The following is a 26,187-nucleotide window of genomic DNA, read 5'->3' as shown; positions in this document are numbered from 1 at the left end:
AACCATTATCTTTTTCTACTTTTGGCCTTGAACTGATGAAAGAATCCGCTCCCAACCACTTCAAATCCTGTTCGCTATTCTTTTAAACCTGCGCACTATTCTTTAAACCTACGAACTATTCATTCCAATCAGAGAAATATGAGACTAAGAAGTCGATAGCTAACCGTGCTCTCTGTGGAAGAAAACGACGGTTCTGATAAACAATCCAACTGCTTGTGCCCGCTCCCCAATACTCTTCTAACACAGGGACGAGTTTTCCATTGCTAAGACTGCCATTGAAACTGCTTTTAGGAAGATAAACGATGCCAAGCCCCTCTTCACATGCTTTCAGTACTGCGCTCGAATTGTTACTGCGCCAGCGTCCATGTACTCGCACTGCATTTAACGGTTTGCCCTCTTTCTCAAATAGCCACTGATCACTGTTGGCGGTAATGCAGCTGTGCATTTTTAACTGCTCTGGATGAGTGGGCGTACCAAATTGTTCTATATAGTATTTGCTTGCTGCCGCTGCCATCGGGCGATCAACCAGCTTTCTTGCCACCAATCCTGAATCGTCCAATCGACCATAACGAATCGCGAAATCGATGCCATCTTCGATGAAGTTAACCATCTTGGTATTGAAATTCATTTCTATGGTGAGCTCAGGATGATCTTTAGCAAATTCCATCAGCGCCGCGGCAACATGGTTCTCTGCAAATGCGCCCGCCGCACTAACACGTAAAGTACCACTCAACTGAGTTTGTTGAGACGTGACTTGGTGATTGGCCTGTTGCAGCCCAATCACCAAGTCTTTGCACTGTTGGTAATAAGTGTGGCCAGATTCAGTCAGGCTAACCATCCGTGTTGAACGCGCAAGCAGAGCCACTCCCACTCTCTCTTCCAACCTTGAAACCTGCCGACTCACATGGCTGGTACTGCAACCTAACTGTTTGGCGGCCGCTGAAAAGCCGTGGCACTCAGCAACTGCAACAAATTCGTTAATCCCTTCAAAGCTATCCATACTTAATCTACTCGTATTTTATCTTTGCTATATAGCAACAATGTTTTGCCTGTTTAGCATATTATCACCTAATTGGTTTAGAACTAGTATTAGAAACAACAAGACGGCGATAGCTAAGTAACAACGCGATACCAAGCTCTAAGCGCTAGCGCCTAACGAACAGCATCAGTGCTTAACGAAAAGCGTCAGCACCTAAATAAAAAAACAGCAGCTCAAAGGGACGAACCATGAAAAAAATACTAATTCCAGTGACTAACCACGCAACACTAGGCGATACAGATCAAGCGAATGGTACTTATGCGCCTGAACTGACTCATGCTCTCAAAGAGATCATTGCTGCGGGTTTTGAGTACGACATCGCTTCTATCAAGGGTGGTAAAGGCCCATTGTACGGAACCGATATTGAAGGGGATTCAGTAAACGCTGAGATCTTGGCTGATGATGACTTCCAAAACCGCATCAACAATACGATTCCTGTAAACCAAATTAATGCAGAAAGCTACGATGCTATCTTCTACCCAGGTGGTTTCGGTTTGCTTTCAGACCTAGCAACCAACGAGCAATTCGCTGCTATTGCGGCTAAGCATTACGAAGATGGTGGTGTGATTGCGTCAGTATGTCACGGCCCTGCGGCGCTGCTTCCGATTGTTTTAAGCAACGGCGAGAAGCTACTAAGCTCTAAATCGGTGACTGGCTTTACACGTGAAGAAGAGATCGACTTTGGCACCATCAACGACATTCCGTTCCTACTGGAAGAGTCTCTTGCTCGCAGCGCAGCGCGTTTCAACAAGGTTCAACCTTGGCAAGAGCTTGTGATTGTTGATGAGCGAGTAATTACAGGCCAGAACCCAACTAGCGCACACGCAGTGGGTGTAGCAATTGTTGAGCAGCTTTCTTAGTCGAATCGCTGTATTGATTAGGTCACAGGCGATAACTAAATAAGCGCGCTGAAACGAAAAAGAGCATATTTCCTACTCACTATTCATGAGAGAAGTATGCTCTTTTCTAATTCTGTCGCTATTAAGTGCTCGTGACTTCTTGCTAATTACTTCTACTAATGGCTTCGCAAGATCCCTTCAAGCACATTGAACAACAAGTCGATCTCTTCAATCGAGTTGTAATGCATACAACCAATACGCACCACGCCCTGCTCTTCAATACCCAACTGTTTCACCAAACCTAATGCGTAGAAATGTCCGTTCCACACACAGATATTATGTTCACCCAGCTTCTTGGCGATGAACTCTGGAGAATGGTTTTCAAAGGTAACCGCAAAGGTTGGCGTTCTTAGGTTCGAATCAAACTCTGTTTTCCCGTAAAGCTTTGCCCCTTCAAGATCAGACAAGCGTTTAAGGAAGTACTCACTGAGCTGGCTTTCATGCTTATTATAAAGCGCGTAGCTTTGCTCTAAACGAGAACGCAATGAGTCGGTTGGCTCACCGAATTGCGCCAAGTAATCTACCGCCGCAATCACACCTGCAAGGCCTTCAAAGCTTTGCGTACCTGTTTCAAAACGGCCTGGGCCAATATTGGTTGCAGGCTCAACCTTGTAAGGCTTTAACGTGTGTAGCCATTGAGGTGCAACATAAGCAATGCCCACATGCGGGCCGAAGAATTTATACGCTGAACACGCTAAGAAATCACAATTCAGCTGCTGAACATCGATCAAGTGATGTGGCGCGTAATGAACGGCATCGACATAAACCTGCGCACCATGCTGATGTGCAAGCTCAATAACTTTTGCCATGTCGACAATAGAGCCAGTCGTGTTCGAAGCAAACGTCACCGCGACAAGCTTGGTTTTCTCGTTCAACAGTGACTCAAAATGCGCCATATCCAAACTGCAATCTGACTCGTCGACACGAACCTGGCGAACTATCGCGCCTTTGTCGTCTGCCGCTTGCTGCCAGCTCGATACATTTGAGTAATGGTCTAACGCCGTGACGATAACTTCATCGCCCTCTTTCCAATCGCGGCTGATCGCTCGGCTAAGTTGGAAGGTCAGAGATGTCATGTTCGCACCGAACACAACGTTACCAGAAGACTCCGCATTAAGCAGTGCTTGCGCCGCTTCTCTCGCTTGCTGCATTAAGCTTGTGGTCTTTTGGCTAGAAAAATAGTGGCCGCCTAGGTTTGAATTAAAATGCCCTAGGTATTCGGTCATTGAAGCTAAAACATTCTCAGGCACCTGAGAGCCACCCGGACCATCAAAAAAGGTCACAGGCTTGCCGTTATGATATTGGCCTAAAGCACTAAACTGTTGGCGCACATCATTAAGAGTGAAGGACATTACGCGCATCCTTAGCCGTTAGCACAAACAAATCCATGTAACCCATCTCATCGTGGTCTATAGTGCGAATTGGTTGTGCGTTGTGCCACAACTTGCTGTCTGCAAGCATCGTAACATCGCCGTTTTCAAGCACTTTTCTAAAGAATGGCGCTTCATGAGAATCTTGGTATAGCATGATTTCGCCACCCACAATGTTATGACGGTTCACACCAATTAACGCGATGTGGTCGAAGCCATCTTGGTGCACGCCTTCTGGCGCAACCTGCGTCTCTTCATAAATGGCAGCGATACGAATTTGGTGGATTTCGATTTCTTGTCCGTCTTCAAGCCCGTTGGTTTCAATAAACAGTTCACACATCTCTTGCATGCCTTGGCTGCTTAGAATTGGTGCTTCAATCGGCTCGAACTGACGAACAACATCACCTTGAAAGTGATTAATGTTTTCAGACTGAACAAAGTTATGTTTGTCTAGCTCAACGACTTGTCCATTACTGAATTGAACCACCGAGTACCTTCTCAATCGAAACTGGCCATCCGCATGCTCTGTACTTGGTAGCTTAGAGAATGAAGGTGACAACTCCTCAACTGCGTGGTTACTGAGGTGGGTAATATGTAGGGTATTTTCGTGAGCATGTAACATCATCGACTCCTTAATGATTGTTAATTTACTTTCGATATTTAACGTTTTGTTTACATAAAGGATACTTGAAGATCTTGTCAAATCAACATTAAACAATCATTTATCCCGTCAGATTTAATAATTCAGACACTAAATCCAACCTGAAATCAAAAAGCAGTGTATAACACCAGAATAAAAGATGACCAACTCTTAAAACTAGCACACTCCACTAGCTAGTTATAAATCCCTGCAAATTTAAATTTAACGATATTATAAACTAGCAAGCTATGTTTCATATTGTGTCAGCCCTTTCGCTTCAATACGCCAGCCTCCTTACATGAACTCAAGCACCACGCTCGCCATCATTCATTTCTATGCTTTTGCACAGCGAAATACGACCCACCTATCAGTTGGCAAGCTATTGATTATTTACACAACAAACTGAAATTGGTTAATTTATGAGTACGCCAGAAACCAAACGCCTTTGCTTGCGCGTCTGGAACAGGTCGAGTTCGGGGGGGAACTCGGCCGCCCTCAAATAGAGTGCTTTCTAATAAAACCTACAATTATAAATGATGCGTTTATTTGGAATATGATGGTCTGCCTTTATGTCCTAACTTAGAATTCGTTAAAAATAGGCGACTATAAAGATTGGGAATGTTCTACACAAAACAGATGAGAGGGTAAGCAAGCTTGAAAGGTTGGTTGCTAAAAGAGCCACCTTTGGTGACATTTACACCAAAAGTCAAAACGAAAATAAGTTAACTAGACTTAAAACGATTCACTTAGAAAATAGGGAATTTAGCTAACACTCAATTTCACTGGACTGATTTTTAAAACCGTTCTTCGAGCGCTTCTGCTGGTACATTCGCTGGTCAGCTAAGCTCAAACACTCAGAAAAATTGACACATTCAAAACTAGATGCGCTTCCAAAACTGAGGCCAGACTGAGGCCAATCAGCACTGCGAATTTGCTCTTCCACCTGAGTCACTCTAAGCTCAATCTGAGAATAGAGAGCCTCAACTTGTTTCTCTTTATCCACTTTCAACAACCAGATAAATTCGTCGCCACCAGCTCGATAAACCATTCCAAGGTCTGTAAATTTTTCTCGCATCATGCGGCTGGTGTATTCTAAAAAGCGATCCCCTTCATCATGACCATAAGTATCATTAATCGATTTAAGGCCATCACAATCGATGAAGACGATACAATAGGAATGATGTACTAATTGTTTACTCGCATCATTAAAATCCAGCCGGTTTCCAAGCCCCGTTAAACTATCCACCCTCGACTGGATATAGGTTTTCTGATGTTGATGTTGTTGAATCCGCAACCATTCAGTCAGTGACAATAAAATGCAGGTACAATCTATTGCTAATGCAACAACAACGATGACTTCTGTCGATCTCTGAGTCGGCAATGGTGCAAAATGCGCAAAAATGTAATATACCAAAGCCGTGCCATAACAAAGACCACCGATCAAATAATATTTAGCGACAAAGTTTCGTTGATAAACCATCAATACGCCAGTCACTATCATTGTCGGCACCCAGATTGCCGCAATTAAATGGGACATAACAAAAGTCAACGAAAACGGGGCAAAGACATTAATAAACCCGATAATGACACACAGCCAACTAAAGGCCTGAAAGGTAAGATTAATACGAATAAAATGCTGCGGAAATCCAAACAATAATCTTGTGTAATAGCAAGAAAAAGCAACCGCAAACGGAAACAATACCATTCCAAAATAAACTGGGTTCCAGCTTTGGCTTGATAATAAGTACCCCCAAGCGCCTGAAGCGGCGAACCATCCCAGGCCATGTAGCCCAACATAACCAGCACAAGCCAGTGTGACTGGATGTTTAGTTTGAAAGTAACAAAAAAGAGCGAAAACTCCCAACGTTAGCATGACAGTAATAGAAGCTAATGTGAGCGTATTGTTGCGGAAAACGTGAATATAAAATGGATATTCAGGTTGAAGAGTGAAGTTAACTGCCTTTGGAAATTTCTTTGCTTCCAAGTAGAGCCAAAGTGTTCCAGATTCCTCCGCATTCAATATTAACGGGAAGCTTTGCCTATGCAGATGCAAGATACTCTTGTTACTTAATTGGCCAAAATCAAGTATTCGCCTTACTTGACCATTTGTTGATTGCCAGTACCCCCAACCTTGATCCAAATAGTTTGCACGGAGTGTAACTATTTGTTGTGACGACTTGATATCGGAGTTGGCCAAATCAACTCTCAACCCAAACGCCCCTTCACCACCAAATATCGTTTCAATCCTTGGAGAGGATTCAATGTGTTTTTTTAATATGGGAAAATCGACTGGATCAGATAACAAAGGCATTTCATACCATCTTACAGCTTCATTAGCTAACACAGATTGTTCCCCGCTGACCTGCAGCGGAGAAGCAAAAACCGAATTCAGGCACACAATAAACACATTGATAAAAAGGATTAGAATCTGCATAGAGTTCAAATAATTCCGCGCAATATATAAATATCAATAATAACACATACAAAAAAATAACAACTGAGAAACACTCAACAGTTCAAGTATTAACCAACATTACACCTGTTTGTAATCATGCCGTTCATACTAAAAGTGCGTCTTGTGGTCGCTTATCTGCACGCTAATTTTGATGAATTCTTGCAGCGTCTTTTAACGCAAACTTTTTAAAATAAAACATAGGATTCAGGTTCTCTTGTTTTTCTACTCATCAATGTATACGCAAAAAAGTAAATACTGCTATAGAAACACCATGATCAAGAAGGCCCTAAAAGTGAGCAATATGCATAGCTGTTTGCAAGAGCACTTTCCTTGACTTATCGCTATTGATCTAAGACACAGGATTACAAGACCATCATTTAGTTCGGTTATGTTCTAACGTATAACGATTAATTACACTTCTGCCCTTGTTTAACCTTTTATTGCCTCCATATTTTCCATACAATCCTAAGCGATTATAAATAAAAACAATTTCAATTTCGGAGTCCTCATGAGCGACGTAAAGCACTGTAATTTATTGATTCTTGGTTCTGGCCCTGCTGGCTATACAGCTGCAGTTTACGCTGCTCGTGCAAACCTAAACCCTGTACTTGTTACCGGTATGCAGCAAGGTGGTCAGCTTACAACCACAACAGAAGTGGAAAATTGGCCGGGTGATCCTGAAGGTTTAACGGGTCCAGCTTTAATGGATCGCATGAAAGAGCACGCAGAGCGCTTTGAAACAGAGATCCTGTTCGACCACATTAACGAAGTCGACCTATCAAACCGCCCTTTCCGTCTTAAAGGCGATTCTGGCGAGTACACGTGTGATGCGTTGATCATCTCAACAGGTGCATCAGCTAAGTACCTAGGTTTAGAGTCTGAAGAAGCATTCAAAGGCCGCGGCGTTTCTGCTTGTGCAACGTGTGATGGTTTCTTCTACCGCAACCAGAAAGTAGCGGTTGTTGGTGGTGGTAACACGGCGGTTGAAGAAGCACTTTACCTGTCTAACATCGCGTCTGAAGTTCATCTAGTTCACCGTCGTGACACGTTCCGCGCTGAAAAGATTCTTGTGAAGCGTTTAATGGACAAAGTAGAGAACGGCAACATTGTTCTTCACACTGATCGCACGCTAGACGAAGTTATAGGCGACGACATGGGCGTGACTGGCGTTCGTATTAAAGATACTCAGTCTGATAAGACAGAAGATATCGAAGTAATGGGCGCATTCATTGCTATCGGTCACCAACCAAACACTGAAATCTTCAAAGGCCAAGTGGATATGAAAGATGACTACATCATCGTTCAGTCTGGTCTTGAAGGTAACGCAACACAAACTAGCATCCCAGGCGTGTTCGCTGCAGGTGATGTAATGGACCACAACTACCGCCAAGCAATCACTTCTGCTGGTACAGGTTGTATGGCTGCACTGGATGCTGAACGCTTCCTAGATGGCCTTAACGATAAGTAAATCTGAGATTGCAGATTTGATTATCGGTGCTCTCGCCTCAGTAGATGCAGGGCGTCATCACATTTTGTTGTAAATCCCTAGAGCCCAGTGGTATATCCACTGGGCTTTCTTTTGTATACTAGCCGCCCTCAACAAATAATAATTATCATTAAGCCTTCATAATGGATAAGAAAAAACAACGCAGCTTGAACAAGTGGCTTAAGCAACAGAGTAAGTTAGCGAAACGCTGGCTTATGATTGCGATTAGCCTTGGCGTACTTTCAAGCGTGTTCTTAATTGCTCAAGCAGCTCTTCTCGCCTCTATTCTTCACCAGCTGATCATCGAAAATGTCGATAAATCTGAACTGGTTGGTCATTTCGCAGGCTTGGCATTATCGGTCGTTGGCCGTGCTGGCTGTACATGGGGACGTGAGATCGCAGGTTATCGCTGTGGTGAACAGATCCGTGTCTACATCAGGCAACTGATCCTTGATAAGTTACGTGAGTTGGGCCCTGCTTATATCAAAGGCAAACCTGCGGGTACGTGGGCAACCCTGTTGCTAGAACAAGTCGAAGACATGCAAGACTTCTTCTCTCGTTACTTACCTCAGATGTCTTTGTCGGTAATGATTCCATTCATTATTTTGGTTGTGGTGTTCCCAGTAAACTGGGCAGCAGGACTGATCTTCTTGATTACTGCTCCACTGGTACCAATGTTCATGGCACTTGTGGGTATGAAAGCAGCCGATGCAAACCGTAAAAACTTCAAAGCACTGCAACGTCTTTCTGGTCACTTTTACGACCGTTTGCAGTCAATGACAACCATCCGTCTATTTGACCGCACAAACGCTGAAACAGAAGTATTGAAAGGTGCATCTGAGGTGTTCAGAACGCGCACCATGGATGTATTGAAGATCGCTTTCTTGTCGTCTGCAGTACTTGAGTTCTTCACGTCTATCTCGATTGCGATGACGGCGGTTTACTTTGGTTTCACTTACATCGGCGAGCTTAACTTCGGCCACTACGGCGTTGGCATTACGCTATTCGCAGGTTTGTTTATCCTTATCTTGGCGCCAGAGTTTTACCAACCTCTGCGTGATTTAGGTACTTTCTACCATGCGAAACAACAAGCGGTTGGCGCAGCGGAAAGTATTGTCGAGTTCCTAGAAACAGACATCACTAAAGTTAAATCAGGCGACACTCAGTTAGACCCGGCTCAAGGCATCAATATTGAAGCTCAAGATCTGAAAGTATTGAGCCCTGAAGGTGTTCAACTGGTTGGTCCTATCTCGTTCGCGCTTAACACTCGCCAATCGACTGCGTTAGTTGGCCCAAGTGGTGCAGGTAAAACAAGTTTGATCAACGCTATTCTTGGTTTCATGCCTTATGAAGGAAGCTTGAAAATCAATGGCATTGAACTGCGTGACCTAGACTTGGCCTCTTGGCGTAAAACCATTAGCTGGGTTGGTCAAAACCCGTTACTACTGCACGGCACAATTCGTGACAACGTCACTCTAGGTAAGCACGATATCACTGACCAAGTTGTCGAGAATGCACTTGAGCAGTCTTTTGCTAACGAATTCGTAAATGAGCACGGCTTGGATTACATGATTTCTGATCGTTCTGGCGGCTTATCTGTTGGTCAATCTCAGCGTTTGGCTCTGGCTCGCGCAATGATTCAAGACGGTCAGTTCTGGTTGCTCGATGAACCCACTGCCAGCCTAGATACTCGTAGCGAACAGTTGGTAATGAAAGGCATCAATAGCAACATCGAAAGCCGCACTGCCCTACTTGTGACGCACCAGCTCGCTCCGCTTCAATCGGTCGATAACATTCTGGTTATGCGCGATGGTGGTCTTGTTGAACAAGGTCATTACTCTCAGCTTTCGACTGCGGGTGGTTTATTCGAAGAGATGCTTAACGCGAACTTAGCTCAACAAGACAATAAGGGTAATTTAGATGCGTGATTTACTGCCTTACCTGAAACTCTATAAAAAGCATTGGTTTGGCCTATCGCTAGGCATGCTACTGGCTTTTGCTACTCTGTCGGCTTCTATTGGCTTGTTAACGCTATCAGGCTGGTTCATTTCAGCTTCTGCGGTTGCAGGCCTTACGATTGCACGTGAAACCTTCAACTACATGCTGCCGGGTGGTGGTGTACGTGGTTTGGCAATGAGCCGCACTGCGGGTCGTTGGGGTGAACGTGTTGTCAGCCACAATGCAACATTCAAACTGTTAACTGATTTACGTATCTTCTTCTTCAAGAAGCTGGCTCCGCTGATCCCAGGTCGTATCTCAAACCTTCGTGATGCTGACCTACTGAACCGTTTGGTTGCTGATGTAGACGCGATGGATCACGTGTACCTGCGCTTAGTAAGCCCTGTGACGGTGGGTGTGTTCGGGATCTTCTTCCTGACTCTGTTCTTGATGTGGTTCGATAGCTCGCTTGGTTTGATCTTGGGTTCTATCCTTCTGATCATGCTGTTGGTTTGGCCAATCTTGTTCTACAAATTGGGTAAACGTAACGGTGGTGAACTGACACAGAACAAAGCTGATCTTCGTGTGACTACGCTAGATTGGATTGAAGGCTACAGCGAACTGACTCTGTTTGGTGCTGAAGAGCGTTACCGTAATGCCATTCTAGAGACTCAACGCAAGCTGATGGCGAATCAGTTTGTGAATGCTAACCTAACCGGTATGGCTTCAGCAGCGCTAATGCTGTTCAACGGTTTGACGTTGGTTCTTATGCTTTGGCTTGCGGCTGACGGTGTGGGTGGTAATGCACCAGACCCGTTCATCGCGCTAATGGCATTCGCAACCATGGCAAGCTTCGAGCTATTAATGCCAATTGCAGGTGCGTTCCAGCATTTAGGTCAAACTCTGTCTTCAGCACGTCGCTTGAACGAAGTTATTTTGTCGGAGCCTGAAGTTCAGTTCGCTGAAGAGAAGCTAGACATCAACAAGCCGCTTGATATTACGTTCTCAAACGTGACGTTCAACTACCCTGATTCTGAGCGCAGTGTTCTGAACGCTGTTGACCTAACGATCCCTGCCACGCACAAGGTTGCGATTGTTGGTCAAACGGGTTCTGGTAAATCGACTCTGATTCAGCTTCTGACTCGCTACTGGGATCCTAAAAAGGGCTACATATCAATCGCGGGTATTGAACTGACGCAGTGGAACGAATCGCAGCTTCGTGAATCAATCAGTGTAGTAAGCCAACGTGTCGACATTCTAAATGGTACTTTGCGTGACAACTTGTTGATTGCAAGACCAGAAGCGACCGATGATCACTTAGCAAATATCCTAAGAGATGTTGGCCTAGAAAAGCTGCTTGAGAATAATGCACTTGATAGCTGGTTAGGTGACGGTGGTCGTCAACTGTCTGGGGGTGAGAAGCGCCGTATTGGTATCGCACGCGCGATTCTTCATGATGCCCCTATCCTGCTTCTAGATGAGCCAACAGAAGGCTTAGATAAGCAAACAGAACACAGCATCATGACGCTGTTCGAGAAGCACTTTGAAGGCAAGACGGTTATCTTCATTACGCACCGTTTGATTGGTCTAGAGTCGATGGATTCTATCGTTCTGATTGAACAAGGCGAGATTGTTGAAAACGGCTCTCACGAGAAGCTGTTAAACGAAGAAGGACGTTATTTCCAACTTCGTCAGGCAATCTAGCTTCCCCTTAAGCTATAAAGAAAACTATTCAAGGCCCGAGTTTATGCTCGGGCTTTTTGTTGTCTGCGATTCTAGTCTCGAGCAACCATTCCCCCCTAAACGGTTGTTCATGCGCTGATTAGTTTTGCCCTTTCCTACAAAAACTTACCATTTACAAAGCAACGAGTTGCACACAATTCAAGTCGTAGCACATTACTATGATCATCTTTCTAGGATAATACGTATCAATCAACCTCATGGAATAACCTCCCCCTAAAATAATGGAGAACAGTGTATGTCTTTACGATTAATCGCAACAACGATAGCGCTTGTAGGTGCTAGCTTTACCGCTCAAGCGAGCTCGGAATGTGAAGTATCGATTGATGCTAGTGATCAAATGAAATTTTCAACTGACACATTAAGCGTTCCAGCGAGCTGTAAAGAAGTGAAGCTGACGCTAAACCATACTGGTTCTATGCCAGCCCAATCAATGGGTCACAACGTCGTTATAACAGACACTGCGTCGCTACAAGCAGTAGGCATCGATGGTATGTCGGCAGGTATCGACAATAACTACGTAAAACCTGACGACAGCCGCGTTTACGCCTTCACTCGTGTTATCGGTGGTGGCGAGTCAACCTCAATCACTTTCAGCACAGAGAAAATGACAGCCGGTGGCGACTACTCTTTCCTATGTTCATTCCCGGGCCACTGGGCAATCATGAAGGGCAAGTTTGAGTTTAAATAACTCGTTAGTCTAGATTGTACAGATACATCAAAGCCCCAACCTAAGTCGGGGCTTTGTTATATTGGCTTCGATTACAGCTTGAAGCGGCTGATTTCGCTTTCTAGCTCGTGAGACAGTTCAGATAACTGAGCAGCTTGCTCTGCAGCTTGGTGCGCTTCGTCTGCTAGCTCGTTAGATACGTCACGGATTCCTTCAGTATTACGAGTAATCTCAGACGTTACTGACGCTTGCTCTTCTGCAGCAGAAGCAATCTGTGTTGCCATGTCGCTGATGCGTTCAACAGCAGCATGGATTTGCGTTAGGCTTGCAGCCGCTGAGTTCGCGTCATCAACACTGGTTTCAGCAAGAGTACGGCTATCGTTCATGATGTTAACCGCTTTGCCTGTTGTACCTTGCAGCAACTCAATCGTTTGTTGAATTTCTTGCGTTGAACCGTGTGTACGTTGGCTCAGAACTCGAACTTCATCCGCTACTACTGCGAAACCACGACCTTGCTCACCGGCACGTGCTGCTTCAATAGCGGCGTTAAGTGCAAGTAGGTTCGTTTGTTCTGCAATACCTTGAATGTTAGACAAGATAGCGTTGATGCTGTTGCCGTGCTCTTCAAGCTCGAGAATCACGTTAGTTGCGATTTGAACTTCTTGAGCAAGGTTTTGGATAGAGCTTTGAGTCTGTGTCACTTGACCATTACCGTGCTCACACGCGCCAACCGCTTCAGATGAGTTCTGTGCAGTGTGGTCTGCGTTACCTGCGATCTCTTGTGTTGCTGCAGCCATTTCGTTAACGGCTGTTGCTACCATGTTGATCTCGTCTTGTTGCATTTGGATACGAGCACTACGTTCTTCAGCTTGAGAAGCCGTTTGACGTGCTTGGTTGCCTAGCGCAGCAGATACTTCGCTTAGCTTGATCACCATGGTGTGCATGTTACCCACAAAGCGGTTGAAGTTTGCTGCAAGCTGACCAATTTCGTCGTCGCTCTTAGGCTCAAGGCGTTGAGTAAGATCGCCCTCACCTGAAGCAATTTCTTCAAGTGCTGCTGAAACACGGTTCAAATCACGGAATAGGAAGCTTACTAACCAAGACACGAGTACGATTACGATGAGCGTAATAACGACAGCAGTGATGATCAGCTGAGTAAGTAGCGTTGAGTGGTTCGCTTCTTCTGTTGCTTTGTCCATCTGAACCGCGAAGATCCAGTTAGTGTTAGGCACCTTCGTGAAGTAAAGCAGCTTGTCTGCGCCGCGCTCTTTGATGATCTCGATGCTACCCGTACGCACTGCGTTTTCGATGATAGGCATAGAGATATCGTTTGAAAGCTGGCTTACCGGCTTCAAGCTTAGTGCTGAATCTGGGTGTGCTAGAAATGTGCCGTCAGAGGCATCAATTAGCATTGCGTAAGCGTTGTCACCAACATCAAGGCTGATTACATCGTTAACCAACTGGTCGATCAGTACGTCTGCACCAACAACACCAACAAGTTGGCCATTGTGGCGAACAGGTTCTGCGATCGTTACTAGAAGTGCTTTGGTGATTGCATCTTGGTAAGCCGTAGTAATGATTTGCTTACCTGCAGCGTTTGCTTCTTGGTACCAAGGACGTTGACGAGGATCGTAATCTGCACGATTACGTTCAGGATGTGAACGGTACATTCCACCTTCTGGAGTACCTAAAAAGATATCGTCAAAGCCACCCGCTACACGAGCTTGTCTAAGGAAAGGAACAACATCATCCTCTCGTGAAAAGTCATTAAATGCTGATGCGATATCAGTACGGATATCAATCCAGTTTTTAATACCTTCAGATGCTGCTTCAGATACGCTTTCAGCTCGTAGGTATACGCCATTACGAGTCTGTTCAAATAATTGGTTTGCTGACAACCAAGTCAACGCTGTAGCCATAACGACAACAGCAGATAGGCTAGCGCCTATCAACTTCTGCTTTAGTGTTAGTTTCATGTCAAAGTTTCACGAGTGGTGGGAAATCTCGCGCATACTACCCAATATTAGTATTAAATTCGAGCGATTTCACAATTTAATATTGGAATATAATTTTAAGCAAACCATAAGCTTAAGTAATGTCAAATCCTTGGCTTATCGCCAAATTTAAGGCTGTGTTGTCTCTACGGTTATTAACATTTTTATCGCACTTCACATGCTTAAAAGAGACAAGAAAACACGGTAAAGAGGAAACAAAAAGGCAGAAGAGTTTCCTCTTCTGCCTTCATATTATTTACCGTTCTACTGCGTATAAATTGCAGTAGATTTCAGCTTAAAAAGCCTAGCGTTTTTCTGTACGCATACCCATTAGCAAGCTCACACACATCAGTAATAGAATGATGGTAAATGGTAATGCCGTCGAGATTGCACCCGCTTGTAGAGCTTGTACTGCTTCAGTACCACCAACCCACAATAGAGCCACAGCAATCGCACCTTCAAGGAACGCCCAGAACACACGTTGAGGCACAGGCGTATCAACTTTACCACCCGCGGTGATGCTGTCGATTACTAGAGAGCCTGAGTCAGACGATGTAATGAAGAATACTAGAACCAATACAACCGCAATGATTGAAAGCAGAGTCCCGAACGGCAGTGCATCAAACATTTGGAACATTGCTAGTGATACATCTGTTAGGCCGTCTTGACCAAGAATACCAACGTTATTCACGATTTGGTCAATCGCCATGCCACCGAATACTGACATCCAAATGATAGTCACTGTAGTCGGTACAATCAGTACTGCTGTGATGAACTCACGAACGGTACGACCTTTAGAAACACGTGCGATAAACATACCTACGAATGGAGACCATGAGATCCACCAAGCCCAGTAGAATACAGTCCAACCGTGCATCCACGTTTCATCTTCACGACCGTGAGGGTTACTCAACGGAATGATGTTTTCAATGTATGCCATCAATGTCGTTGGGATAGAACCTAAAGTCACCGCGTAGCCGATTAGAGCCACTAAGATAAGCAGTAGGAAAGCCACCAACATGTTGATGTTACTGATAACTTTAACGCCACCATCAATACCACGAAGTACTGATACTACCGCCAATAAAGTCACCGCTGTAATCACAATAACTTGCAGACCTAAGCCCGCTTCAATGCCGAATACATGCTGAATACCACTTGCCGCTTGTTGTGCACCAAGACCTAACGATGTCGCCAGACCAAATAGCGTTGCAAGTACAGCAAGAATATCAACAATGTGACCTGCCCAGCCCCAAGCTCTATCACCTAAAATTGGGTAAAAGATAGAACGGATAGAAAGAGGCAATCCCTTGTTGTAAGAGAAAAACGCAAGTGACAGTGCTACTACGCCATAAATCGCCCAAGGGTGTAGACCCCAGTGATACATGGTTGCGCCCAATGCCAGTTTTGCAGCTTCTGGTGTGTTTGGTTCAACACCTAACGGAGTTTCAAACCAACCCGTGAAGTAAGCCGCTGGCTCTGCCACACTCCAGAACATCAAGCCGATACCCATACCTGCGGCAAACAGCATCGATAGCCAAGAGAAGAATGAGTAATCTGCCGTCGCATCAACACCACCAAGGCGGATTTTGCCGTACGGAGAAACAATCAAACCTAAGCAGAAAATTACGAAAATATTACCCGACCAGATGAAAAGCCAATCAAACGAATTGATAATCTGGCCTTTAACGCCATCTAGCGCAGCCTTTGCTGAAGCGGTATCTGTAATAAGAACACCGATCAGGAACAAAGCGATAAGTCCCGCACTAATACCAAATACTGGGTTATGAACATCAAAACCCCATTTTTGGACGTTATCTTGACCGACAGTGTAATCCGTACTGTCGATACTGTATTTATCTATACCTTTAGTCATCATCCCTCTCTACGGAATTCTATTAGGGTCTATTGACCTCGTATTCCTTACTTACCTGCGACTTAATTACAAACTCGAACCTACGATCCAAGTAGTACAAGCTGTTGTCACAATAATTCAAATACTTGGATGTCTGAAGTTTAGCAGGTTAACTTGTTGTTTTCAGTAAACTAGAATCGGCTCGATGGAATTTCAAACAATATTCACGTAATTACTCAAGTTTATGACGAAAAAAAGGTCGACCCTGTCGACCTTTTTATCAAAAATACTTTTAACTCAAAGCATTTTGGTGCTTAATCAATTGATTTTCAGTTCGTAAACCGAGTAATAAGCTTAGGCACATAAGCAATAATATGAAGGCAAATGGTAGCGCCATCGATACCGTTCCAGCTTGCAGTGCTTGAATAGATTCCGTACCACCAACCCATAGTAGAACCGCTGCAATCGCGCCGCCCATCAACGCCCAAAATACACGTTGTGGAACCGGTGCATCCACTTTACCGCCAGAGGTAATGCTATCGATAACCAATGAGCCTGAATCAGAAGAGGTGATAAAGAACACCATAATCAAACCAATCGATACCACTGAAAGCACAGAGCTCATTGGCAGAGCATCGTAAGTATGGAAAAGAGAAAGTGTAATATCTTGCAGACCATTCACACCAATCTCGCCCACCTTGTTCGCCACTTGATCAATCGCGATGCCACCGAAAATAGCCATCCAGATGATGATTACTGTCGTTGGGATGAACAATACAGCAACGATAAATTCACGAATCGTTCGACCTTTAGAGATACGAGCGATGAACATGCCTACGAATGGTGACCAAGACATCCACCATGCCCAGTAGAATACCGTCCAACCTTGCATCCACGTTTCATCATCACGCCCATGAGGATTACTTAAAGGAATGAAGTTTTCAATGTAGCCCATTAGCGCGGTTGGGATTGCTTTAATACCCGCCATGCCACCTGCAATCGTAACAAAGATCAGCAAGCCTAAAGCCACCAGCATATTCACGTTACTTAGCACTTTTACGCCGCCGTTGATGCCACGAACCACGGACATTGTCGCTAAGAAAGTAACCACAGCGATAACAATCAGCTGCATGTCAATACCGCCATCGGTACCAAATACATGGTTAATACCACTTGTTGCTTGTTGAGCACCTAAGCCCAATGAAGTTGCAAGGCCAAATAGCGTTGCAAGCACAGCGACGATATCAACAATATGACCAAACCAACCCCAAGTTCTATCACCCAAGATAGGGTAGAAAATAGAGCGGATTGATAGAGGTAAACCTTAATTGAAGGTGAAGAAGGCAAGCGCTAGAGCAACAACCGCGTAAATCGCCCAACCGTGCAGACCCCAGTTGTAGATGGTTGCACCAAGAGCCAACTTCGCCGCTTCAGGAGAGTAAGCTTCAACACCTAGTGGTGTTTCATACCAGCCAGTGAAGTAAGCTACTGGCTCAGCAACACCCCAGAACATTAAGCCAATACCCATTCCTGCGGCGAATAACATCGACATCCAAGATAGGTTTGAGTGCTCTGCTTTGGCATCATTGCCACCAATACGTATCTTGCCATACGGGGAGACAATGAGGGCAAAACAGAAAATTACGAAGATGTTTGCTGCCCACATGAAGAAACCATCGAAGTTACCAATGACTTTCCATTTGATTCCATCAAGCGCCGCTTTTGCGGTTTCAGGGTCTGCGACTAGAAGTGCCAACAGGAAGATAATGATCGCCCCTGCACTGATTCCAAATACTGGGTTATGAATATCAAAACCCCATTTCTGAACGTTATCTTGTCCTACTGTATAATCGGTATTTTCAATACTATACCTATCTTTTACAGGCTCCATGCTTCCTCTCTAATTTGCAGCGCACAGTTTGCAACATTGCATTCGGCGCTTAAATTTCGAAAAGAAGAATATCAACCTGTCGCAAAAATACTAAAAAAACCTCCATAAAGGAGGCGTAAATTAAACATTTAACGTTATTTAGCGTAAGATCAGTCCACAAGCCCGGAGCTGACCGCATATTTAGCAAGCTCTGCCGTAGAGTGAATATCGAGCTTATGCTTAATATTTTGCCTATGGGTTTCTACCGTTCGATAGCTGATATTCAGCGCCTTTGCGACCTCTTTACTGCTCTCCCCTTTTGCGACTAATTTCAGCACAGCCTCTTCACGTCTGCTCAATGGATTCTTGACAGATGGCGTGGGAGTAATCGGCTGAGTAAACAAATTCTGCGTGACTTTTTCACAGAAATAGGTCGATCCTTGATTGACCGTTTTGATTGCCTGTACCATTTTTTCAGCCGAAATCTCTTTCAACATGTAACCGACAGCACCCGACTGCATCACCTTCATGATGTATTCACGGTTGTTATGCATGGTCAGCATCAGGACCTTGGCTTCTGGGTCTTCTTCTTTAATCAGATGGGTGGCATCAATGCCATTCATGATAGGCATGCTGATATCCATCAACACCACATCAGGGCGCAGAGACTTAACGACCTCTACCGCTTCTAGTCCATTGCTGGCCGTACCTATCACGCTAATATCTGGCTCGAGTTCCAATCTCGCCATAAAGCCATCCAGTACCACTTGGTGATCATCAGCAATCACAACTCGAATAACTTCACTCATTCATTAATCCCTCTAGTGTCAGTAACACTGTAATTTCCGTTCCGAGGCCAATCTCACTCATCAATTCAAAGTCACCACCGATGAACTCCACTCGCTCTCTCATGTTACGCAGCCCGATCCCTCGTTTTTCCATCGCTTTATAGGTGTTGAAACCGACACCGTTATCTTGAATCAGTAGTTGCAACACATTACCAATTTGCTGAGCGATAACCGTTACTTTGGTCGCTTGTGCATGTTTTTCTATATTATTCAGCGACTCTTGCACGACTCGATATAGGGTCGTCGCCGCCTCTGATTTTAACTTACCAGGTTGAGTAGCAAACATGGTCTCGACTTCTATGCCCGAGTGCGCCTGAAAATCTAACAGTAATGAAGACAATGCCGCTTCTAAGCCTATGTCATCCAATGAACTTGGACGAAGTTGATGCGAGATGTGCCTCACTTCTTCGATCGCTCGCATCAGTGAATGCTGCGACTTATTCAAATGTGCTTTAAGGTCTTCATTTTGTAGCTTATTACCGAGCAGTTCCAAATGGCAACGACTCGACACTAATAATTGGTTAATACCATCATGCAACTCACGCGCTAGATGCTTCTTCTCGTCTTCTTGGAACATCACCGTCTTATGCGCCAGCTCCTTTAAGTTGTTATCAGCAATCCGATGTTCATGCATGTTAATAGCCAAGGTCAGCACGATGATGACCGCGACCGTTACGCTCAAAATCACCACAATCGAAAAGAACGTGGTTTCAATATTCTTATTTATCGCAGCCTGCATCGAAGCCACTTCTTGGTGTACGTCTTCAATATACAAGCCGGTGCCAATCATCCAGTCCCAACGCTCTAACCAAGCGGCGTAGCTCAGCTTAGACACCACCTCACCCGTCGACGGTTTTTGCCACAAATACTGGTGAAACCCGCCTCCGGTTTGCGCTTCTCTTAACAGAGCCTCTATCAGAAAATCGCCATCTTCATCTTGCAGTTGGAGTAGGTTTTGGCCTATCAATTCTGGCTGAATTGGATGAACCAAGTTGGTCCCGAGGCGATCGTATGCGAAGAAGTACCCATCAGAGCCATATCTAAGTTTAGACAATATGGTTCGAACTTTTTTTTTGGCTTGGGCTTCTTGGATATTTGGATCGTTATAGACGTGTTCTATGGCGTCGAACGCGAGATCAACCGTGTCTTTGAGGGCGTTTTCACGCGACTTGATTAGGCTGTCTCTAAAGATCTCGACTTCTTTAGCGCCTAACGTCTTAGTCTGGTGCAGCGAGATCCAACTAATACTCGCCGTTACCAGCAGCAACGGGAGCAACGTCAGCAAAATCAGCTTGGCTTTTAGAGGCATTCCTTTCCCTCACAAAAAACGGCTTACTGAACATCAATAAGCCGTTTTACTTTAGCAATTTATAGATAGCCGTTGAAACATATCATTCACATTCTTGGCTTCACTCACATTCCATAGAAAGATGGGAAAGCGAGAAGTGATCCAAGTACGAGGATTTGAATCAGAATGAACGGCATCACACCTCGGTAGATGTCCTTAGTCGTCACGCCTTTAGGTGCTACGCCTTTTAAATAGAACAAACTAAAACCAAATGGCGGCGTTAAGAAGGAAGTTTGTAGGTTCATCGCAATAAGGATAGCGAACCATGTCATGTTGATGCCCATCAGTTCAGCAACTGGCGCAATGATCGGCACGATGATGAAACAGATCTCTACGAAGTCGATGAAGAAACCCAGAATCAGAATCACCAGCATGGTAATGATCAGGAAGCCCCATTTTTCACCTGGCAGTTGTAGCATCCACTCTTCAACCAGATAGTCGCCACCAGTGTAGGTAAACGCCATTGAGAATGCCGTTGCACCCAACAAGATAGCAAATACCATCGCCGTTACTTTCACCGTCTCTTTCGACGCCTCGTACACCATCGACCAACTAAATTGACCGTAAAGCAGTGCAAGTATCATCGCACCCGCGCCACCTAATGCGGCTGACTCTGTTGGCGTAGCAACACCTGCGAAGATAGAGCCCAGTACAACAATGATTAACGCTAGAGGCGGAAGAATCGCTTTCAGTGCATTAAACACTTCCTGCTTACGGCTGATGGAGTCATCACGTTCAATAGGTTGAGCCGCTTCAGGGTGTAGCTTTGCGTATATCAAGATATAAACGATGTACGCGCCGACCAGCATCACGCCCGGCCAAATCGCCGCTTGGAACAAGTCGCCTACAGGAACACCTAGAACATCACCCAATAGAATCAATACGATGGAGGGTGGAATGATCTGCCCTAGCGTACCAGACGCACAAATAGTGCCGCAGGCTAAGCCTTTGTCGTAATTGTACTTGAGCATTACAGGTAGGGAGATAAGTCCCATAGCAACAACAGAAGCACCAACCACGCCAGTAGAAGCCGCAAGTAGTGAACCTACTAATACGGTTGAAATCGCGATACCACCACGAACGCCGCCAAACAGTCGCCCCATAGACTCAAGCAACTGCTCAGCAAGCTTGGTCTTTTGTAGAACGAGCCCCATAAAAACAAACAATGGAACGGCCATCAGAACCGTGTTTTCCATAATGGATTGAATTCGATATGGCATGAAGGCAAACATTTCAATGCCCTCAGCCCAAACACCAAAGATTAACGCGATACCACCAAAGGTAAACGCCACTGGGAAGCCAAGTAAAAGCGCAAACAAGGCTACGAAAAACATTACTATTCCAATCATGTTCAGCCTCTACTTGTTTTTTGTATGAATATTGTTTGCATGGATAAGATGCGGATTAAAAATCTTATTCAGTGAATGCAGGATCAAACCTACGCCACTGAGTGCCATCAAAAAGAATGACAGCGGGATCATAGCTTTGATGATCCAGCGATACGGCAGGCCACCGGGATCGCCTGAGGTTTCACCCAGTTCATAACTCTCTTTGGCAACATCGATACCAAACCAAGCCACCAGCAGGCAAAACGGAAGTAGAAAGATAAGCGTGCCAAGCAGGTCAATAATCGCTTGTGCTTTAAAGCTCAGTTGCTCATAGAACACGTCAACTCGAACATGGCCACCAGCCTTGATGGCATAAGGAACACCGAGTAGGAAAACGGCGGAGAAAAGGTGCCATTCCATCTCTTGGAAGGCGATAGAGACATCGTTGAAGGCATATCTCATGACAACGTCATACACGACGTTGGCGATAAGTAAAATAAACAGCATACTGGAAAGCCATCCCAGTGCGTCACCGATACGATTAAACAGGCGTTCAATATAAATTAGACTTCGCATTCCCGACTCCATGGAATTTGAAAAGACATCGCGCAGCTGAGGTAACGAGCTGTAGGACGTAGAAAAGGTTCTTGAGCGTAATACAGGATTTATCCTGCTTAGTTATTATGTTTTAAATGAACCCTCGGCTTATTCACTCTTAAATACTCAATAAGAAAAGCTTCGGGTTCATTTAGATTCAGTTCAACAACTGTCGATTATTTCGCTTGGCTATTTAGGTAAGCTCTGTGTGAAATGTCCGTCCATGAACGTACTTGCTCTAGGTAGCTTGCTTGTGAAGCTTGAATATCTTTTGCTAGCTCATCTTTTTCAGCATGTGCAGCCAGTAGGCGATCGTTCGCTTCTTTCAGAGCAGACATAACCTCTGGTGGGAAATCTTTCACTTGTACATCTGGGTATTCTGTCTTCATTGAAACCCAGTTCTTACCACTTTCGTGCGTTGCTTGTGTGTACATGTCGTAAGCCGCAGTACGCATTGCAACACGTAAGATTTCTTGTAGGTCTTCAGGCAGCTTGTTCCATGTACGCTTGTTCACTAGGAATTGAAGCTCTGAACCCGGCTCGTGCCAACCTGTGTAGTAGTAAGGCGCGATTTTGTGGAAGCCCATTCGTAAATCCAGCGATGGACCTACCCACTCTAGTGCATCAATCGTGCGACGCTCTAGAGACGTGTAAAGTTCACCTGGGGCAATGTTCGTCGGTTTAGCACCTAGCTCAGCAAGAATCTCGCCTGCAAAGCCCGGGATTCGCATTTTCAGACCTTGTAGATCTTCAACGCTGTTGATCTCTTTTTGAAACCAACCCCCCATCTGGATATCCGTGTTACCACCAGGGAAAGACATCAAGTTATGTGGAGAGTAAACCTGCTCCATTAACTCCATACCACCACCGTGATAGAACCACGCGTATTGTTCTGCTGGCGTCATACCGAAAGGCATAGAAGTGAAGTAAAGAGTGTTTGGAACTTTACCTTTCCAGTAGTAAGAGCCTGAGTGACCCATGTCGTATTGACCAGACTTAACCATGTCAAAAACGCCAAGAGGTGCTTTGTGTTTGTTTGCTGAATCGATTCTGATTTGCAGTCGACCATTCGACATCTTCTCAGCCATCGCCGCCATGTTTTTGGTTGCATCACCGAAAACTGGGAAGTTTGGTCCCCAAGTTTCCGCAAGTTTTAAACGGTAAACCTTATCAGCGGCTGTAGCACCAGTAGCGACCAAAGCTAAACAAGCCGCAGCAGTTACTGCAACGTTTTTAAAAACTCGTGTGAGGGAGTTAGAAATGAGACTCATGTTCACGTCCTTTGTTGGGTTAACACTCTTTCTATGAGCATTTTTTATGATTCAACATAAGAGTGCACCGTGATGAGGCAACAAGATATCAGGGAGAGCACGCACGCATGGCGTTAACAAAGTTACGTATTAGACCAAAGGATTAAGTAGAACTACGTAGGAGATGATTGAATAGTGTCGATTTCAAAGGAGTTTGGATATTCACCAAGGCAATGCGTATTGATAAATACCTAAGTATTAATAATTAAATACTCTTAACAATTGATTGCCATTTCGTGATGAAGCTCTATTCATTGCTGTATTTTAGGGGAAAAAATCAAGGCTTTGCTCTCTTGATCTACCTAGCTAACGCCCTAATTTAGTGCTTGCTGATTCGAAGCACTGACACGAGACAACACTAATCAGTTAAGCCGTATATCGAATTGGAATTGAGATTATAGAGCCTAGGTTTAGGCTTGGATTTGGGCTCGGACTTGGCATAATGTGCCAGATACAAAAAAGCCTCGAAAATCGAGGCTTAAAAACTTAACGAAGCGAATGTAATCCCACAGGATTAGATAGCTTTGTAGATAACCTTGTTACCTGCTAGCTGCTCTTTCGCTACTAGGTTTTCTTCAAGAAGTTTTTTCAATGCGCCTGTTGCCCATGAAGCTGCTTTCGCGTCTTCTTGACCAGCTTCTAGGCCGATACCTTTAGGGTTAATGCCTTCAGCATTGCTAACAACGATGTCTAGAACTTGTTGTTGCTTAGGAGTCAGTGCTACTGCAACTTCTTTAGTTGCTGCTACTGATTTCTCTACCGCTGGTTTTGCTGCTACAGTTTTTTCTGCTACAACTTTCTCTGCGACAGGCTTCGCTTTTTTCGGCGTTGCCACTGCTTTAACTACAGCCGCTTTAGTGCGTTTCTGCAGTTTAGCCTGCACCTTACGCTTATGAGCAAGTCTCATTGAATATTTCTCCAGTTCACTGCTCTTTTCGCAGTGGTGAAAATTTGAAGCGCGATTTATACCAAAAAACAGGAGCTATTTGTAGAGTGAAGCGTCGAAAGTCGACGAAAAATACCGATATTGTCTACTAGCGTCTATTATTTAAACATCGACTTATCAATTCAGGGTCATATACACTGGTTATCCATCCAGACAAAAATATGAAAACTTGGTGTTACCTATGGACACTCGTCACCTTAGTAATTTCTCTTTGCCTTCATTCACTCGCTCGTACCGTATCCTCGCCATTATTTTAGGCTTCATTTGCTTGATCGTTTCGCTCTACAGTGACAATCCAAAGTTACTGATCGTGGGTGCTTTTTGCAGTATTGCGCTTCTGGGAACTGGCTACTATTTGATGCTGCGTAGCCGAGTGATGTTCACACTTACCCCGACTCATTTTCAGCAGCACTTTTACAAAGGGGGTTGGGTTTTAAAATGGAGTAACATCCAAAAAATTGGTCTTTGCACTTATGAACAAGATGGTTGGCATCAACCTCTGCCCTGGGTCGGAATTAAAGTAAAAGATTACTCGCCCTACCTCGATTCGATTTGCCCTAAAATAACTTGTGAATTATTGCTCAGCCAACGAGCACTTTTGTACTTAGGAGCCAAACAAGCAGGCAAAGAGTCCAACTTTGAGGATATGGTTCTCGACTCATCGCATTACCATGCGCGTTGTACTGAAAGTGGCTGTGTCGAACTAAGCCAATACAAAGAGTCGCAGAATACCGACAACGTAAATTTCAACGATAACCAATCACAGGACAACCTTGATTCACCGAATGAGACAAACAGTCCAAACGCGGTGATTAAAAACTATTCTGGATTGCAGGCGATGCTTGCCAACAGAATGAAATATCAAAGGGGCTTCCACGGTTATGACATTTTCATATCAACCCATGATTTGAATATGAGTGGAGAAGAGTTTGTGGGGCTGGCTCGACGCTACTTGGCTGCCGCTGAACGTCTTTCTGATTAAGGTTTACCAGTAAGTTCACACACAATAAAAAAGCTTAGCTTTCAGGACAAAAGCTAAGCTTCATTTTCAATCAATCGACACAAATAATCGGTTGGAAAATCAAAAATTTAATTAGTACAGAGGCATTTCATCTGCGACGAACGGGTTTGATGCACGCTCGCGACCGAATGTCGATTCAGGACCATGGCCCGGAACGAATGTTACGTCACTGCCTAGTGGCCAAAGCTTAGTCTTGATTGAAGCGATAAGCGTATTGAAGTCACCTTGTGGGAAGTCAGTACGGCCAATTGCGCCGTTAAACAACACATCACCCACAAACGCTAAACGAGCTTGCTCACTGAACAATACAACGTGACCTGGCGTGTGGCCCGGCGTGTGAATCACATCAATCACTTGATTACCAAAAGTGACTTTGTCGCCCTCTTCTAACCAAGTGTTTGGTTCAAAAGCTTTACACAGTGGGAAACCAAACATCTGACTTTGATTCTCTAGACCTTGTAGCCAGAAGTTGTCTGCCTTATGCGGGCCCACAATTTCAACCTTCAAGATCTCAGCAAGTGGTACCGTACCGCCAACATGATCTAAGTGACCGTGCGTCAGTACCAAGTTCACAACCTTAACACCGAGTTCTTCAATGATAGCCGCGAGTTGTTGAACATCACCGCCCGGATCGACAACGATGCCTTCCATGGTTTCATCACACCACACAATCGAGCAGTTCTGAGAAAAAGAGGTAACAGGTACAACTTGATACTTAAGAGACATATACAAACCTTAAAGAGCGAATCTGGTGAACAACTCGAATATCGCTATGTTATTGGCAACAAACCCAACAATAACAAACTAAACAGCAACAAACTGAGCAGCAATAA

At 44.7% G+C, this 26,187-nt stretch carries 19 protein-coding genes and 1 pseudogene; 6 read left to right on the top strand and 14 right to left on the bottom strand.

Annotated elements, in window-relative coordinates; all coding sequences use genetic code 11:
• Positions 1-115: 115 nt before the first annotated feature.
• A complete protein-coding gene (locus AB4154_RS15640) occupies positions 116-1,000 on the bottom strand; it encodes a LysR family transcriptional regulator (protein ID WP_372123496.1) in 885 nt (294 codons plus the stop codon).
• 227 nt (positions 1,001-1,227) lie between these two features.
• On the opposite strand from AB4154_RS15640, the gene AB4154_RS15635 reads away from it, so the two are divergent.
• The gene (locus AB4154_RS15635; protein ID WP_102398220.1) at positions 1,228-1,899 is read left to right on the top strand and encodes a type 1 glutamine amidotransferase domain-containing protein; all 672 of its coding nucleotides are present in this window, start codon (positions 1,228-1,230) and stop codon (positions 1,897-1,899) included.
• Between the two features lie 155 nt (positions 1,900-2,054).
• Here AB4154_RS15635 and AB4154_RS15630 read toward each other — a convergent pair whose 3' ends face one another.
• The 3 genes from AB4154_RS15630 to AB4154_RS15620 all read right to left on the bottom strand — a co-directional run bounded on the left by AB4154_RS15630 (position 2,055) and on the right by AB4154_RS15620 (position 6,382).
• Positions 2,055-3,290, bottom strand: a complete 1,236-nt coding sequence (locus AB4154_RS15630; RefSeq protein WP_050621231.1) for a cysteine desulfurase-like protein — start codon at positions 3,288-3,290, stop codon at positions 2,055-2,057.
• Positions 3,274-3,930 (bottom strand): 2OG-Fe dioxygenase family protein, encoded by a 657-nt coding sequence (locus AB4154_RS15625; protein ID WP_372073733.1) that lies wholly within the window; start codon positions 3,928-3,930, stop codon positions 3,274-3,276. Before AB4154_RS15625 ends, AB4154_RS15630 begins: the two co-directional genes overlap by 17 nt.
• A gap of 784 nt (positions 3,931-4,714) precedes the next feature.
• Positions 4,715-6,382: a diguanylate cyclase gene (locus AB4154_RS15620; protein WP_017059753.1), complete on the bottom strand. Its 1,668-nt coding sequence runs from the start codon at positions 6,380-6,382 to the stop codon at positions 4,715-4,717.
• A gap of 529 nt (positions 6,383-6,911) precedes the next feature.
• Between AB4154_RS15620 and trxB the strand changes: the two genes are divergently transcribed.
• The 4 genes from trxB to azu all read left to right on the top strand — a co-directional run bounded on the left by trxB (position 6,912) and on the right by azu (position 12,258).
• A complete protein-coding gene (gene trxB / locus AB4154_RS15615; protein WP_372123494.1) occupies positions 6,912-7,871 on the top strand; it encodes a thioredoxin-disulfide reductase in 960 nt (319 codons plus the stop codon).
• A 161-nt stretch (positions 7,872-8,032) separates the two neighbouring features.
• Complete coding sequence (cydD, locus tag AB4154_RS15610) at positions 8,033-9,817, top strand: heme ABC transporter permease/ATP-binding protein CydD (protein WP_017059751.1); 1,785 nt, start codon at positions 8,033-8,035, stop codon at positions 9,815-9,817.
• Entirely contained in the window at positions 9,810-11,531 is a 1,722-nt protein-coding gene (gene cydC, locus AB4154_RS15605; RefSeq protein WP_372123492.1) for a heme ABC transporter ATP-binding protein/permease CydC, read from the top strand. Before cydD ends, cydC begins: the two co-directional genes overlap by 8 nt.
• 274 nt (positions 11,532-11,805) lie before the next feature.
• Positions 11,806-12,258: an azurin gene (gene azu, locus AB4154_RS15600; protein ID WP_017063577.1), complete on the top strand. Its 453-nt coding sequence runs from the start codon at positions 11,806-11,808 to the stop codon at positions 12,256-12,258.
• A gap of 71 nt (positions 12,259-12,329) precedes the next feature.
• Here azu and AB4154_RS15595 read toward each other — a convergent pair whose 3' ends face one another.
• The 9 genes and pseudogenes from AB4154_RS15595 to AB4154_RS15555 form a co-directional block, all read right to left on the bottom strand.
• Complete coding sequence (locus AB4154_RS15595; RefSeq protein ID WP_372123489.1) at positions 12,330-14,213, bottom strand: methyl-accepting chemotaxis protein; 1,884 nt, start codon at positions 14,211-14,213, stop codon at positions 12,330-12,332.
• A gap of 322 nt (positions 14,214-14,535) precedes the next feature.
• Positions 14,536-16,107, bottom strand: a complete 1,572-nt coding sequence (locus AB4154_RS15590; protein ID WP_017060963.1) for a BCCT family transporter — start codon at positions 16,105-16,107, stop codon at positions 14,536-14,538.
• Positions 16,108-16,378: 271 nt separating this feature from the next.
• Positions 16,379-17,977 (bottom strand): annotated as a pseudogene (locus tag AB4154_RS15585) (BCCT family transporter).
• Positions 17,978-18,126: 149 nt separating this feature from the next.
• On the bottom strand, positions 18,127-18,765 hold the full coding sequence (locus AB4154_RS15580) for a response regulator transcription factor (protein WP_017060961.1): 639 nt from the start codon (positions 18,763-18,765) through the stop codon (positions 18,127-18,129).
• Positions 18,758-20,113: a cache domain-containing protein gene (locus AB4154_RS15575; RefSeq protein WP_017063573.1), complete on the bottom strand. Its 1,356-nt coding sequence runs from the start codon at positions 20,111-20,113 to the stop codon at positions 18,758-18,760. The genes AB4154_RS15580 and AB4154_RS15575 overlap by 8 nt, the downstream gene beginning before the upstream one ends.
• 104 nt (positions 20,114-20,217) lie before the next feature.
• Entirely contained in the window at positions 20,218-21,501 is a 1,284-nt protein-coding gene (locus AB4154_RS15570) for a TRAP transporter large permease subunit (protein ID WP_029235146.1), read from the bottom strand.
• Between the two features lie 9 nt (positions 21,502-21,510).
• Complete coding sequence (locus tag AB4154_RS15565) at positions 21,511-22,056, bottom strand: TRAP transporter small permease subunit (protein ID WP_017060958.1); 546 nt, start codon at positions 22,054-22,056, stop codon at positions 21,511-21,513.
• 197 nt (positions 22,057-22,253) lie between these two features.
• Positions 22,254-23,348: a TRAP transporter substrate-binding protein gene (locus AB4154_RS15560; RefSeq protein ID WP_102428058.1), complete on the bottom strand. Its 1,095-nt coding sequence runs from the start codon at positions 23,346-23,348 to the stop codon at positions 22,254-22,256.
• 553 nt (positions 23,349-23,901) lie between these two features.
• Positions 23,902-24,294 carry a hypothetical protein gene (locus AB4154_RS15555; protein ID WP_017063571.1) on the bottom strand — a complete coding sequence of 131 codons (393 nt, stop codon included), beginning with the start codon at positions 24,292-24,294 and terminating at the stop codon, positions 23,902-23,904.
• A 220-nt stretch (positions 24,295-24,514) separates the two neighbouring features.
• Between AB4154_RS15555 and AB4154_RS15550 the strand changes: the two genes are divergently transcribed.
• Positions 24,515-25,315 (top strand): DUF2982 domain-containing protein, encoded by an 801-nt coding sequence (locus tag AB4154_RS15550; RefSeq protein WP_017060955.1) that lies wholly within the window; start codon positions 24,515-24,517, stop codon positions 25,313-25,315.
• Between the two features lie 111 nt (positions 25,316-25,426).
• On the opposite strand, the gene AB4154_RS15545 is transcribed toward AB4154_RS15550, so the two are convergent.
• Positions 25,427-26,080 (bottom strand): MBL fold metallo-hydrolase, encoded by a 654-nt coding sequence (locus AB4154_RS15545; protein ID WP_017060954.1) that lies wholly within the window; start codon positions 26,078-26,080, stop codon positions 25,427-25,429.
• Positions 26,081-26,187: the final 107 nt, after the last annotated feature.

Origin of the sequence: Vibrio sp. 10N.286.51.B11, assembly GCF_041469245.1 — a bacterium.
Classification (GTDB): domain Bacteria; phylum Pseudomonadota; class Gammaproteobacteria; order Enterobacterales; family Vibrionaceae; genus Vibrio; species Vibrio crassostreae_C.
The sequence above is the reverse complement of the archived record's forward strand: the minus strand, read 5'-3'. Positions and strand labels throughout refer to the sequence as shown.

Bases quoted from the DNA above. Each gene is read 5' to 3' on its own strand.
- AB4154_RS15640 (WP_372123496.1), bottom strand. From the start codon at position 1,000: ATGGATAGCTTTGAAGGGATTAACGAATTTGTTGCAGTTGCTGAGTGC.
- AB4154_RS15635 (WP_102398220.1), top strand. From the start codon at position 1,228: ATGAAAAAAATACTAATTCCAGTGACTAACCACGCAACACTAGGCGAT.
- AB4154_RS15630 (WP_050621231.1), bottom strand. From the start codon at position 3,290: ATGTCCTTCACTCTTAATGATGTGCGCCAACAGTTTAGTGCTTTAGGC.
- AB4154_RS15625 (WP_372073733.1), bottom strand. From the start codon at position 3,930: ATGTTACATGCTCACGAAAATACCCTACATATTACCCACCTCAGTAAC.
- AB4154_RS15620 (WP_017059753.1), bottom strand. From the start codon at position 6,382: ATGCAGATTCTAATCCTTTTTATCAATGTGTTTATTGTGTGCCTGAAT.
- trxB (WP_372123494.1), top strand. From the start codon at position 6,912: ATGAGCGACGTAAAGCACTGTAATTTATTGATTCTTGGTTCTGGCCCT.
- cydD (WP_017059751.1), top strand. From the start codon at position 8,033: ATGGATAAGAAAAAACAACGCAGCTTGAACAAGTGGCTTAAGCAACAG.
- cydC (WP_372123492.1), top strand. From the start codon at position 9,810: ATGCGTGATTTACTGCCTTACCTGAAACTCTATAAAAAGCATTGGTTT.
- azu (WP_017063577.1), top strand. From the start codon at position 11,806: ATGTCTTTACGATTAATCGCAACAACGATAGCGCTTGTAGGTGCTAGC.
- AB4154_RS15595 (WP_372123489.1), bottom strand. From the start codon at position 14,213: ATGAAACTAACACTAAAGCAGAAGTTGATAGGCGCTAGCCTATCTGCT.
- AB4154_RS15590 (WP_017060963.1), bottom strand. From the start codon at position 16,107: ATGACTAAAGGTATAGATAAATACAGTATCGACAGTACGGATTACACT.
- AB4154_RS15580 (WP_017060961.1), bottom strand. From the start codon at position 18,765: ATGAGTGAAGTTATTCGAGTTGTGATTGCTGATGATCACCAAGTGGTA.
- AB4154_RS15575 (WP_017063573.1), bottom strand. From the start codon at position 20,113: ATGCCTCTAAAAGCCAAGCTGATTTTGCTGACGTTGCTCCCGTTGCTG.
- AB4154_RS15570 (WP_029235146.1), bottom strand. From the start codon at position 21,501: ATGATTGGAATAGTAATGTTTTTCGTAGCCTTGTTTGCGCTTTTACTT.
- AB4154_RS15565 (WP_017060958.1), bottom strand. From the start codon at position 22,056: ATGCGAAGTCTAATTTATATTGAACGCCTGTTTAATCGTATCGGTGAC.
- AB4154_RS15560 (WP_102428058.1), bottom strand. From the start codon at position 23,348: ATGAGTCTCATTTCTAACTCCCTCACACGAGTTTTTAAAAACGTTGCA.
- AB4154_RS15555 (WP_017063571.1), bottom strand. From the start codon at position 24,294: ATGAGACTTGCTCATAAGCGTAAGGTGCAGGCTAAACTGCAGAAACGC.
- AB4154_RS15550 (WP_017060955.1), top strand. From the start codon at position 24,515: ATGGACACTCGTCACCTTAGTAATTTCTCTTTGCCTTCATTCACTCGC.
- AB4154_RS15545 (WP_017060954.1), bottom strand. From the start codon at position 26,080: ATGTCTCTTAAGTATCAAGTTGTACCTGTTACCTCTTTTTCTCAGAAC.